The organism is Variovorax sp. P4_D9, from assembly GCF_056401695.1.
Window position 1 is genome coordinate 1 of sequence record NZ_JBFUIU010000261.1, and the last position, 11,380, is coordinate 11,380.

The following is an 11,380-nucleotide window of genomic DNA, read 5'->3' on the forward strand; positions in this document are numbered from 1 at the left end:
CCTTGACGCATGAAGATCTCCTGGAGGGTTGAATTGCGCGTGGGCGCGAATGCCGGACCATGGCATGGCATGGCGGCGGGAATCAGGCGGACGGGACGGCCTCTGGTCGCAGCGGCATGGCGCTCGCCATGGCCTTCAGCGCCGCGCGTTGCACCTTGCCGCTGGCCATGACCGGCAGCGCGTCGAGATATACGATGTGCGACGGGCGCTTGTAGGGTGAGATGCGCTCCTTCAGGAAGGCCTGCAGCATCGCGTCGTCGAGTGAATGGCCGGGCTTGGGCTGGACGAAGGCGATCACTTCCTCGTTGCGCAATACCTCGCGTCCAACCACCGCCGACTGCGCGATGGCCGGGTGCGCGTTGAGCGCCGCCTCGACCTCGGCGGGATAGACGTTGAAGCCGGAGCGGATGATGATGTCCTTGATCCGGCCGACGAGGAACACATTGCCCTCGGCGTCTTGGCGGGCGATGTCGCCGGTGCGCAGCCAGTCGCCGCAGAGAGCCGCCTGCGTGGCATCGGGGTCCCGGAAATAGCCGCGCATGAGCCCGGGCCCGCTCGCCCACAGCTCGCCGGGTTCGCCGGCGGCGACGTCCATCCCTTCGGGCCCGACGATGCGGATGGCGACACCGGGAATCGGCGGGCCGACGGAGGCGTCCTGGCGCTGTTCGCCGAAGCGCGAATGGCAGATCGTGGGTGAGCTCTCGGTCATGCCGTAGCCGTTGTGCAGCGGCAGGCCAAAGAGCGCTTCCACCTCGGCCTTGAGCGTGGGGTCGAGCGGCGAGCCGCCCGCATAGATGTAGCGCAGGCGGCCGCGGCCGAGCGTGCGGCCATGGCGCCTGAGGTGCGCGAGCAGCGCCGAGTGCATGGCCTGCACGCCCTGGAACAGGGTCAGGCCCTGCGTCTCGATGGCGTCCACCAACGCCTCGACGTCGAAGCGCGGGCTCACCAAGACCGAGCCGCCGGCGACCAGCGTGCTGAGCAGCACGCTGGTCAGCCCCATCGTGTGCGACATGGGAAGCACGGCGTAGCTGCGATCTGCGGGCGACATCTGCCGGTACGCGGCCAGCGTGGTCGCCACGAACAGCAATCCTGCATGCGTCAGCATGACGCCCTTGGGCTTGCCCGTGGTGCCCGAGGTGTAGATTAGTGCCGCGACATCCTCCGTTCCGGGCTCGGGCTCGAAGGCGTGCGCGCAAGCGTTCGCACGCACCTGGCCGGCCAAGCCGCAGTCCAGCGATGCCGCGCCGCGCCGCAGCGCGTGGACCACGCCTTCCTTGAAGCCGGCATCGATATGGATCTCGGCCCGCGCCCGTGCATGCGCGGCGATGGCGTCGATCTCGTCTGCCGACAGGCGCGCGTTGACCAACACGAATGATGCGCCCAGGCTGCTGGCGGCGAACACGAAGGCGACCAGCCCCAGGCTGTTCTCGGCCACGAGCAGCACGCGGTGTCCGCGAGCGACGCCCAGCCCCGCCAGCGCGGCCCGCGCGTCGTCGATGGCGCGCTGCAGTTGCRCATAGCCTAGGGTTCTGCCGGCGTCGAGGAGTGCGACCGCATCGGGCGTTCGCGACGCCCACCATGCGGGCACGTCGTGGATGCGCAGGAAAGTGGTCATCGCTCAGGCAACCGAGGTGGCCGCTTCGACGTTGCGGACCATGTTGACCAGACGCGGCCCCCACTTCTCGCGCAGGTCGCGCTCGGGCAGCTGGAAGGAAGGCCCGCAGCAGTTGAAGCCGAGCACCACCGTGCCGTCGGACGGGCGGAAGGGCACGCCGACCGCGTTGACGTCGCTCTGCCATTCGCCGATCGAGAGGCAGAAGCCGAGCTCGGCATAGGACTTCAGCCCAGCGTCCAGCGATGCCTTGATCTGCTCAAAGTCCGCTCCAGCGCGCTGCGACAGTTCGGACAGCAACTGCTCGCGCTCGCGCTCGTCCAGTCCGCAGTAGTAGGCACGGCCCATGGCCGAAGTGGCCAGCGGGACGCGCGAGCCGATGTTGAGCCTGAAGTTCTGGTTGGGCGTGCTGGCCGCGTTCTCGATGTAAAGCATGGTGTGCCGGTCGCGCGAACCGATCCCCACCGAGGCGGAGCAGCTTTCCGCGAGCTCGCGCATGAACGGCCGTGCCACCTGCCGCACGCGAAGCGCGCCCAGCGCCGAGAAGCCGAGCGAGATGACGCGCGCGCCCAGATAGAACTGGCCGTTGTGTTCCGCGTATTCGAGATAGCCGTTGGCGGCCAGCGTGTGCGCCAGCCGCGACACGGTGGCCTTCGGAAGGCCGCTGTGTTCCACCAGGTCCTGCACGCTGAGGAAGCGCTCTGCCGAGCGAAAGGCATCGAGCAGTTGCAGGCCGCGCGCGAGGGCGGAGACCTGGTCCTTGTCCGCCTCGTCGCTCACCGGGACAGATGGGGGCTTCTTGGAGGTTTTCATGGATTCGATTCCGAATAATATGGAACTTGTGATCCATTATGTTCTGACTCAGAGGCGCTTGGCAAGCGATGCATGAGTGCCATTGCCGGAAGAATGGCTTGTAGAACGCGAATTGACAAGTCAGAGTCTGCACTCAACAATCATGTAATGGAACGTTGGTTCCATTTGTCATCAAAAGCAGGACCAGAATGCAAGCACAGCTCAGCACCGCGATCACAGACCTGTTCGGCACGCGCCTGCCCATCGTGGCCGGCGGCCTGCAATGGCTGGCCAATGCCGACTACGTCGCCGCCGCGGCCAAGGCGGGCGTCATGGGCTTCATCACCGCGGCCAGCCATGCGACGACGGCCGACCTGCGCGACGAGATCGCGCGCTGCCAGGACCTCGTGGGCGACCTGGCTTTCGGCGTGAACGTGTCGATGCTGCCGAAGCCGGCGCCCGGCGAGCGCGTGCAGGAAATCTTCGACGAGATCGTCCGCGCCAGGGTCCGCTTCGTCGAAACCTCGGGCCGCAATCCCGAGCCCTACCTGCCCTTCCTGCACGATGCCGGCATCAAGGTGCTGCACAAGGCGCCGTCGGTGCGCCACGCGCGCAAGGCGCAGGCGGTCGGCGTGGACGCCGTCTCCGTGGTGGGCGCGGAATGCGGCGGACACCCCGGCGTCGACCTGGTCGGCACCATGGTCCAGGGGGCGCTCRCCGGCCGGGGGTTCGACATTCCCGTGCTGCTGGGCGGGGRCATCGGCACGGGCGCGCAGGTCGTGGCGGCGCTCGCGCTCGGCGTCGACGGAGTGACCATCGGCACGCGCTTCCTGGTCGCCGAGGAGATCTGGGCTCATCGCGACTACAAGGAGGCGCTGGTGCGATCGCGCGAGACCGACACCGCCTTGATCCTGCAGAGCGTGTGCAACACCGTTCGCGCCTTCCGCAACGAGACCACCGATCGGGTCGCGGAACTGGAGCGCACGCACGGCGGCGACTTCGATCTCCTGCGCCCGCACGTCGCCGGCCTGCTCGGGCGCAAGGTGTACGAGACCGGCGACAGCCGCACCGGCGCGCTGTCGCTCGGCCAGGCCGTGGCATTCGCAGACCGCATCGAGYCGCTGGCCGCGATCGTCGCGCGCATCGAGGAGGAGATGCGCGAGGCGCTGTCGTCGCTCTCGCGCCTCGGCAAGTTCGCACCGCCCGCGGCGCCTGCCCTTTCTTCTTCCGCGACCCTTCTTTCCTGACTCCCCCGGAGACATCACCATGCGCTTCCAACGCCTGATCCACGCAGCCGCGCTCGCGGCCACTGCCTTCGCGGCCACCCTTGGCGCCCCCTCCGTCGTCGGCGCCGAGGGCTACCCCGACAAGCCCGTCAAGCTGGTGGTGCCCTTTCCTCCGGGCGGCATCACCGACGTCATCGCGCGCAGTCTTTCCAACCATGCGCAGCAAGCCATGGGGCAACCCATGATCGTCGACAACCGGCCCGGCGGCGGCGGTGTCATCGCGAGCGACGCGGTCGCCAAGGCGCCCGCGAACGGCCACACGGTGCTGCTCGCCGCGATCGGCCAGGCCGTGGTCAACAAGCATCTGTTCAAGAAGCTGCCCTACGACCCGAACGCGGACCTGGTGCCGGTGTCGCTGATCGCGCAGGGCCCCAATGTGCTGGTGGTGAACGCGTCCAGCCCGTACCGGACGGTCGCCGACCTGCTGGCCGCGGCGAAGAAGTCGCCGCAGGACCTGAGCTTCGGCACCTACGGCAACGGCTCGTCGCCGCACCTGCAGGCGGCGCTGCTGATGCAGCGCACCGGCGCCGCGTTCACGCACGTTCCGTACAAGGGATCGGCGCCGGCGATGAACGACCTGCTGGGCGGCCAGACGACCTTCATGTTCGACAGCCTGATTACGTCGCTGCAGCACATCCGGGCCGGCAAGCTGCGCGCGCTGGCCGTCACGTCGCCGAAGCGAAGCGCGCTGCTGCCCGAGGTGCCCACCTTCGCCGAAGCCGGCGTTGCCAACTTCAGTTTCTCGGCGTGGTATGGCATCCACGTGCCGGGCAAGACGCCGCCGAACGTGATCGAGCGCCTGCGCAGGGAGATCGACGAGTTTGCGCACACCMCGGCCATCGCCAGCCAGTTCGCCGAGCAGGGGCTCGAGCTCACGTCGAGCTCGCCTGCCGACTACGCGCGCTTCCTCGCGACGGAAGACAAGACCTGGAGCGCCGTGATCCAGCAAGCCGGCATCACCATCGACTGACACCATGCGCACGAGCAAGAACCCGGACGCGGCGGGCCGCGAGTCCATTCAGGCGTTGTGCAATGCGGTGCTCGACGAGTTCATGCGCGCGCTGAACGCGCACGACGCGGCGGGCATGGATGCCTGCATGCACTTTCCGCACACGCGCTTCGCCGGCAACGCGGTCAAGGTCTACCAGGCGGCGGGCGACAACCCGATGGATCTCTTTGCCCGGCTGCAGGCAGAGGATGCCTGGTCCTACAGCCGGTGGGAGACGCGCGACATCATCCAGCACAACGCCACCAAGGCGCATGTGACGCTATCGTACACGCGCTTTCGGGCCGACGGCGGTGTCATCGGCGTTTACGACTCTCTCTACATCATGACGCTGGTGAACGGGCGTTGGGGTATCCAGGCGAGGTCGAGCTTCGGTCCGTGAGCGCGCGGGGGGGCCCGGTCTCGTGGCCGCCCACGTTCAGTGCCCTCGACACAATAGGCGCCCAAAGTGAGCTTCTTGGCAAGCGGCTCGCCTCTTTGCAGAATGCGCTGGGTGAATTAGATCGGCCATGTCTCTCCGGCCGAACCCATTGCGTCTTGTCGCCGCCAGTTGGATAGTAACTTCATCGATCAAATTCGTCAGTCGATCGGGCGAGAATTAAGACCATTGCCTGCGAGCAGCAACACGACCAAGGCAGAGGACTGAGAGGTTGTGCGAGGCTTCTCGACTTGGCGACCGTAGGGTGTTCGCGAACTAGCGGTCGACAGATGGCCGCAGCTGGCTGAGCCTTGTCCTTTAACTGGCGCTCGTGGATTTCCTCTCACCGAACCCAAGCAGGCGCCTAAGAGTACGCGTGCGCTTCCTTTGTGTTGTCCAACTAACTCGGTTGGCGAAATGCGCGCGTGGCTCAGGAGTGCTCCCGCTGCAACTGAAAAGATGGATCCGGAGCCCGGCTACTGCAACTTGACTGAAAACTCAAGCGATTGACTGAAAGGTTCAATGAGTTCCTACAGAACCGACTCAGAAACTTCATCGCGGACACACAGTACGACTGGGAGTCGCGCAACTACCTCAGCAGGACCATTGACGCAGATGGCAACGTGGCAGTCGGTGCCGACGTGTACTCGCCAACCATGCTTGAGCGCCTGCTGCGGTATACGCTCACTGCACAGGTTCGGGAACAGGCCGCCGCGCGCCAGCTCGGCATCCCGCCGCGCTTCACGATCATGGGGTTTCGCGAGCTCGTCGCGATCGATGCACAGTGGAGCATGTACGGTATTCACAAGCCGTTCCACGCGCTCAAGATCTTCTTCGAGGTGATGGACGGCAAGCTCAGCGACCCTCCGATCACCGGCCCGTTGCCGCGCACGCGCAGCGCACACAGTGGATGCAGCGCCAGGGTCTCGTGGGCGAGGTGCAGCGCGAGCGGCTGCTGGAGATCCTTGAGGAGCAGCGCGGTCAAGGGATGGTGCAACCTGATCCCGCCCCCGCTCAGGCGGCGCTCTTCGACGAAGAGGAGCTGGTGGACCTGGTGGACGAAGCGACCGACGTGTACGAGGAAGAAGAGGAGGAGCGCGCGCCGGCACCGATGGGTTGATTCCCGCGTTCGAAACCCGCGGTGGCGGGGCGCGCGGCGACAACCTTCCTGTGAAGTTTTCGAGGTCGTGCCCTTACGAAATGAGCGTCGATCCTGTACCTTGATCTGAGACGAATCAGACCTAGCTGAAAATGGCGCCGCCACCAAGTACAGAACCCGCAAACTCTTCCAGGTCCGCATACACCGCCCCGGCCACACCTTTGGCGTGCAAGTCGGACACAAGTGCCGCCTGCTGCCTCGGACCCCGGCGGCCCGCGTCGCCCGCCGGTTGCGCGGCGCCGGTCTTACCGTGACGATCGACCCCATCATCGTCAAGCTCACCCGCGAGCAAGCCTCCTACTCGCCAATCGCTACCCGCTTTCGACGTGAGCGCGAGGGAACCAGGCGCCGCGGCGCGGTCGTGCTCGAGATCCTCCGAGCGCTCGGAGGCGCGGCCGACTTCGAGCAGATCTAGGACTCGATCCAGGCGATGCGCCCAACCTCGAATTCTCACTGGCGCGCCAAGGTGCGCCAGGTTCTCCAGCGGCACGCAGGCGCCTTTGTGCGCACCGCACCCGGCCAATATCAACTACGCGAAACCGTCGCCGCGTGAGCGACCACCACCATGACCAGAGAAATCCAAGCCCAGAAGCGCCTCCAGACCGAGGTCGACACTTTCAATTCGAAGGTGCCCGTTGGCGGCGCCGTCGACTTTTTCAGTTACGAGGGCGCGTCCCTGGAGCGATACAAGACCCGCACCGAGGCGCAGATCTTGAGCGGTCACGCGGCCGTCGTCTGGCTGCTGGGGAAGTCGGGTTGCGTATGCGTGAGCCACTGTATTCCGGAGACAAGCGAGTCGCCCGCCGGAGCCGCCCGATGAGGTTGTTTGCCGGTTCCTCAGCCCCCTCGCGGCACTTGGTGAAACGCCCGACAATCGCCGGCATGGATCAGCCCTCACACGATCGAGCATCCGCCGGCGGCGGCTGGCGCGCGGACGCTCAGGCGGCCGTGGCTCACCTGGCGGACGAGGGCGTTCCGGCGGGCGTCGCTGCGGCGCTGCGGGTCTTGGCGGACGCGCTGACCGCTCCGGGCGATCTGCCAGAGGCGGCCTGGCCCACGCTCACGGAAAGGGCACAGGTGCACGGCACCGTCTTCGAGGCAGGCACGTCGACCAAAGCTGTAGTGGAAGAGGCGGTCCGGTACTACCAGTTCGAGCAGCAGCCGCCGCGCGTCGCGAGCCGCGCCAGCGTGCTGGACAGGTTCGGTGCGCAGGTAGGGGCTCTGGTGAGCGGCAAACCCGGCTCGGAGGGGTGAGGCTTTGCCGGACCGCGCCCAGGAGAACACCCCAGTGCGGCGTCGGAGCTCCCGTGAATTCGACTCGCAAACTGTCGAGCTTCTTGGCCGCAATCGCCTGGTTAGCGAGTTGCTCCGAGCTGGTCTGGAAGTGGCCATGCCCGCGCGCGATCGCGGCGTCGATCTCATCGCGTACCTGGATCTCGCCTCGAAGGTGAGGTCGTTCGTCTCCAAGCCAATTCAGATGAAGGCTGCGATGACGGCCTCGTTTAGTGTCGATCGCAAGTACGAGAAGATCTCGGATTTGGTGCTTGCGCATGTTTGGCATCTGGAATCGCCTGAGAATGCGGTGACCTTCGGCCTTCTGTATCCGCAAGCCGTTGATGTCGCCGAGCGGATGGGTTGGACGAAGACCTCGAGTTGGACCAATAGGAACACATATTCCACCACTCAGCCATCGGCTCGGCTACGCGAGATGCTCGAACCCTATCGGATGAACTCTGATCGGTGGCGAGCCCTGATTGGCGGGACCACTGACCATGCTCAGACTTGAAGAACTGTTGGTTGACGATCGCGGCGATCTCGTGCGCCTCGCGATACAGCATGAGGCCGAACAACCGCCGCTCGCACTCCTTGGTGAAGGTGGCGAAACACAGGGGCAGCGACAGCCGCGGGAACAGGTTGCGAGGGATCAGCGACTGCTTGATGTGAAATCCTCGACGCCGTCGGGCACTCGCCGCTCGATGCGACGTTCCAACGGCATCTCGACATCCCCGACGAGCAATACCGACTTCGAATCCTCTGGTTCAACATCGTGGTGCGCTACATGCGGAATGTGGGGGGCGCTCTCGCGGTCGACCGGCTGAAGTTCGTCGACATCGTTGGCGGTCGAGCTTGCGTCATGCGGTTGAGCGCCTGGAATCCGCGTCGGTGGTCCTCTTGAATCTGCCCGCAATGGAGCGTTGTCGAATCGCCCGGCATTTGTCGTTGATGCTGGCCCCTTTGAAGTCGTGTTCGCCCATGATCGCTTGGCCTTCCCGTCCGAGCTTGCGACCGATGAAGAGACGGCGAGATCCGCCTGGATCATTGCCTCTACGTTGGCCACGATTGACTTCTACTGGCGAGGGCGACAGCGAGTTGCGATTGCTCAACGACCATGGGTGGATCCGCAAATCACTGATCCGCGGGCCCTGCGTTCAGTCGAGGTGCTGGCGCACTACGCATCTGGTTGGGTTGGTTTTGTGGAGCCCCTCGCCAGTTCTGCCCCATGGGAGTCGTTGCTCGAGTCGCTGCAGCTAGACCTGCAAGCGATGGATGAGGCGCGGGCGGAGTTCGGCGATACGCGTGACGTCTTCTCTTCGAATCACGAATGGTTGAAGCTACCGGCTTTCTGCTGAAGTCGATGGCGGTGGCGGCCGCTGGGTACCTGCGCTCGCAGGGCGCACCGACCGCAGGTCCTGCAGCGCAAGCGGTTGCGATCATGGGGTCAGGTTGGCGTGCAGCCGTTGCTCGAACAAGTGGCTTCAAATTCTGAAGCTCTGTGGCAGCTTTGTGATTCGTGGAGCAGCGCTACTGGTCTTCTCGCTCTGTCGCGTCTCGCCGACAATCTCTTGGCGTCTCGTGGCCTTGGATACCAGGAAGGGGTTGACGGCACCATGCAGGCTGTCTACCTGCCACGGGTGCGGCCGGGACGATAGAGGGAAAGCACTCGACATGGCGCCTTGTAGGTCTCGTGAAGGAGGCCGTGCGGTACTACCAGTTCGAGCAGCAGCCGCCGCGCGTGGCCAGCCGCGCCAGCGAGCTGGATCGGTTCGGAGCGCTGGTCAACAGCAAGGCGGAAGCCAACGATTGAGGACCAGTTGGCGGCCGCCTCGCATCCTCAATGAGCTACGCCGATCTTCATCAGGCCGTCGCCAATGGAGAAGCCGGCTGGCAGTTCCTTTGAGATAGCTCTGACAGCCTCGTTGAAGGCGCCACCAAGCTGTTTGCGGGCGCCTTGGTCGCGAACGTTGTGGATCGCCTGATTGACCACCACCAGCGTCCGAAGGTCCTCGATCGCACGACGCCATGGATCAGGATCAGGATCTGGAGGGGGCCATTTGAGGATCTCCACATAGATCGGAATGCAAATGGTCTTCCCGTCAGGGAACGTAAACTTCAGCCCATCACACATTGCAGTTCTCCTACTGTGCCCGTGCATCTGCGCGAGTGCGGCTGGGGCTGCACGTGGAATCCAGTCGGACGATTGGCGAGCACAGGGTGCGGCGGTGAGCCCGCCGAAGATCTGTCCTCCCGGCGTCGACTGTCCTTCAATCGCTGAGATCAGTCATCCCTCTCCCTTGGGATGTTGCGGTTCGTACTCGTCACGCGCTGGGTCAGCGCCTGACGTAGTGATTTTCTTCCAAATGGTTCTTCAAGTCGTTGAGGCGTCTCAGCTCAGCTACCGCGTCGGGCGTTGAGGCCGAGTCGCGCTGGCCATGGAGGAGGACAACGGCGATAACAAGGCCGTAGTCTAGTCAGGCCATCAAGCTCGTATGGGCTTCCGATGAAGGTTCTGTCGCGATAAGCCAGTCGAGGCGGAATAACTCTGGCAGCTGTCCGGGTCAACGGACGGCGAGACTGTAGAAGTGGTCGGCATGTGAAAATGCCAAGCCGCCGGGGCAGCGCAGCTGCCCCTTCTTGATCATGTGCATGGTCTCGATGCCGGCAATCAGGCGGGCGGCGGAGTGAAAGGACTTCAATCCCATCATCGGCCGGAGTCGTCGTTTGATGGCACGGTGGTCCTGCTCCACAAGATTGTTCAGGTACTTGGACTGCCGTAGTTCAATGATGCCGCCGCTATCGGCAAGTAGACCACGCACTGCAGCGGTATTGGCACCGCTCTTGTCGATGGTTATTTTCTCGGTCGCATCGTGCTGGTCGATCGCGCGCTCGAAGAACCGTCGCTCGTCCGCTGCGTCACGGCGCGCGGTCAGCAGGAAGTCGACGGTCTAGCCCAGTCGATCGACGGCTCGGTACAGATACTTCCACTGGCCACCCACAAGGACGTAGGTCTCGTCGACGCGCCATGAGCGCCCTACCGGCTGCTTGCGCCGACGAAACACTTTCGCCAACACGGGCAGAATCTTCAGTGACCAGCGGTGGACGGTGGCGTGGTCGACCAGCACACCGCGCTCGGCCATCATCTCTTCCAGGTTGCGCAGGCTCAAAGGGTAGGCCGCGTACCAGCGAACGCACACGAGCATGATGTCCAGCGGGAAACGCAAACGCTTGATGACCCCTCGCAGGGTCGAGTTCGCAAGTTGGACGTGCAGCGGTACCATGGCCGGATTGTGGCCGAGCGGCTTATCGCGACAGAACCCTCCAATGACCTATCGCCTTCGCCCTCGCGGGCAGCGAACTCGGCATCGACCAGCTCGAACGGCACAACCTCAACCTGAAGAGTCTCGATGACACACGCGGGCCTACCGTTCCAGTCGATGGCAACGCGCCGGGCATTGGCGCCACGCGGCCTGTGTCCTCATACGACCAGAATAGACTGGCAGTTGCACGCTTACGGCCTGCGAGTACAAGGTCCACAAGCGCGTTGGCACTGGGTTCGTTGTCATCGAAGTGGAACGCCTCGAAGAACCGGGCGGAGCAGTCGTCTCCAACCTCTGCGCAGGAGGCTTCCCAGAACGTGATGATGCTTGGGGGATGCTCATGCGCAGCCTCGGTTCATCGCAATGCGGCGGTAGGCGATTAGAAGCTCCTCGGGAATGTCCGGTGCTGGCCGACTGGAACTGCTCACGCTGGTCAGCCGGCCAGGTTCTCGCCGTTCGCATCGCGAAGCCATTGCTCAAACCATTCGATAGGCATGCGCACGTGCTCAAAC

General features: G+C 64.5%; 14 protein-coding genes and 1 pseudogene. 9 read left to right on the top strand and 6 right to left on the bottom strand.

What is annotated here, in order from left to right; translation table 11 throughout:
• Nucleotides 1-82: 82 nt before the first annotated feature.
• The gene (locus tag AC1DY5_RS25575; RefSeq protein ID WP_478115907.1) at nucleotides 83-1,615 is read right to left on the bottom strand and encodes a class I adenylate-forming enzyme family protein; all 1,533 of its coding nucleotides are present in this window, start codon (nucleotides 1,613-1,615) and stop codon (nucleotides 83-85) included.
• Nucleotides 1,616-1,618: 3 nt separating this feature from the next.
• Nucleotides 1,619-2,425: an IclR family transcriptional regulator gene (locus AC1DY5_RS25580; protein WP_478115909.1), complete on the bottom strand. Its 807-nt coding sequence runs from the start codon at nucleotides 2,423-2,425 to the stop codon at nucleotides 1,619-1,621.
• A 188-nt stretch (nucleotides 2,426-2,613) separates the two neighbouring features.
• Between AC1DY5_RS25580 and AC1DY5_RS25585 the strand changes: the two genes are divergently transcribed.
• Genes AC1DY5_RS25585 through AC1DY5_RS25595 form a run of 3 tightly spaced genes read left to right on the top strand, consistent with a single transcriptional unit; the run spans nucleotide 2,614 to nucleotide 5,078 of the window.
• Nucleotides 2,614-3,651: an NAD(P)H-dependent flavin oxidoreductase gene (locus AC1DY5_RS25585; protein ID WP_478115910.1), complete on the top strand. Its 1,038-nt coding sequence runs from the start codon at nucleotides 2,614-2,616 to the stop codon at nucleotides 3,649-3,651.
• 19 nt (nucleotides 3,652-3,670) lie between these two features.
• Complete coding sequence (locus AC1DY5_RS25590) at nucleotides 3,671-4,660, top strand: Bug family tripartite tricarboxylate transporter substrate binding protein (RefSeq protein ID WP_478115912.1); 990 nt, start codon at nucleotides 3,671-3,673, stop codon at nucleotides 4,658-4,660.
• A gap of 4 nt (nucleotides 4,661-4,664) precedes the next feature.
• Nucleotides 4,665-5,078: a hypothetical protein gene (locus AC1DY5_RS25595; protein ID WP_478115914.1), complete on the top strand. Its 414-nt coding sequence runs from the start codon at nucleotides 4,665-4,667 to the stop codon at nucleotides 5,076-5,078.
• Nucleotides 5,079-5,916: 838 nt separating this feature from the next.
• Here AC1DY5_RS25595 and AC1DY5_RS25600 read toward each other — a convergent pair.
• The gene (locus tag AC1DY5_RS25600) at nucleotides 5,917-6,099 is read right to left on the bottom strand and encodes a hypothetical protein (RefSeq protein WP_478115916.1); all 183 of its coding nucleotides are present in this window, start codon (nucleotides 6,097-6,099) and stop codon (nucleotides 5,917-5,919) included.
• A gap of 3 nt (nucleotides 6,100-6,102) precedes the next feature.
• Between AC1DY5_RS25600 and AC1DY5_RS25605 the strand changes: the two genes are divergently transcribed.
• The 6 genes from AC1DY5_RS25605 to AC1DY5_RS25630 all read left to right on the top strand — a co-directional run bounded on the left by AC1DY5_RS25605 (nucleotide 6,103) and on the right by AC1DY5_RS25630 (nucleotide 8,903).
• A complete protein-coding gene (locus AC1DY5_RS25605; protein WP_478115917.1) occupies nucleotides 6,103-6,234 on the top strand; it encodes a hypothetical protein in 132 nt (43 codons plus the stop codon).
• Between the two features lie 205 nt (nucleotides 6,235-6,439).
• On the top strand, nucleotides 6,440-6,688 hold the full coding sequence (locus AC1DY5_RS25610) for a hypothetical protein (RefSeq protein ID WP_478115918.1): 249 nt from the start codon (nucleotides 6,440-6,442) through the stop codon (nucleotides 6,686-6,688).
• A 150-nt stretch (nucleotides 6,689-6,838) separates the two neighbouring features.
• Nucleotides 6,839-7,093 (top strand): hypothetical protein, encoded by a 255-nt coding sequence (locus tag AC1DY5_RS25615; RefSeq protein ID WP_478115920.1) that lies wholly within the window; start codon nucleotides 6,839-6,841, stop codon nucleotides 7,091-7,093.
• A 62-nt stretch (nucleotides 7,094-7,155) separates the two neighbouring features.
• On the top strand, nucleotides 7,156-7,527 hold the full coding sequence (locus tag AC1DY5_RS25620; RefSeq protein WP_478115922.1) for a hypothetical protein: 372 nt from the start codon (nucleotides 7,156-7,158) through the stop codon (nucleotides 7,525-7,527).
• A gap of 136 nt (nucleotides 7,528-7,663) precedes the next feature.
• Nucleotides 7,664-8,059: a hypothetical protein gene (locus tag AC1DY5_RS25625; protein WP_478115924.1), complete on the top strand. Its 396-nt coding sequence runs from the start codon at nucleotides 7,664-7,666 to the stop codon at nucleotides 8,057-8,059.
• Nucleotides 8,060-8,468: 409 nt separating this feature from the next.
• Complete coding sequence (locus tag AC1DY5_RS25630; protein WP_478115926.1) at nucleotides 8,469-8,903, top strand: hypothetical protein; 435 nt, start codon at nucleotides 8,469-8,471, stop codon at nucleotides 8,901-8,903.
• 482 nt (nucleotides 8,904-9,385) lie between these two features.
• Here AC1DY5_RS25630 and AC1DY5_RS25635 read toward each other — a convergent pair whose 3' ends face one another.
• The 3 genes and pseudogenes from AC1DY5_RS25635 to AC1DY5_RS25645 all read right to left on the bottom strand — a co-directional run bounded on the left by AC1DY5_RS25635 (nucleotide 9,386) and on the right by AC1DY5_RS25645 (nucleotide 10,987).
• Complete coding sequence (locus AC1DY5_RS25635) at nucleotides 9,386-9,679, bottom strand: hypothetical protein (protein WP_478115928.1); 294 nt, start codon at nucleotides 9,677-9,679, stop codon at nucleotides 9,386-9,388.
• Between the two features lie 430 nt (nucleotides 9,680-10,109).
• A pseudogene (locus AC1DY5_RS25640) lies at nucleotides 10,110-10,829 on the bottom strand (IS6 family transposase).
• A complete protein-coding gene (locus AC1DY5_RS25645) occupies nucleotides 10,712-10,987 on the bottom strand; it encodes an ASCH domain-containing protein (RefSeq protein ID WP_478115930.1) in 276 nt (91 codons plus the stop codon). The pseudogene AC1DY5_RS25640 and the gene AC1DY5_RS25645 overlap by 118 nt, the downstream one beginning before the upstream one ends.
• Between the last annotated feature and the right edge of the window lie 393 nt (nucleotides 10,988-11,380).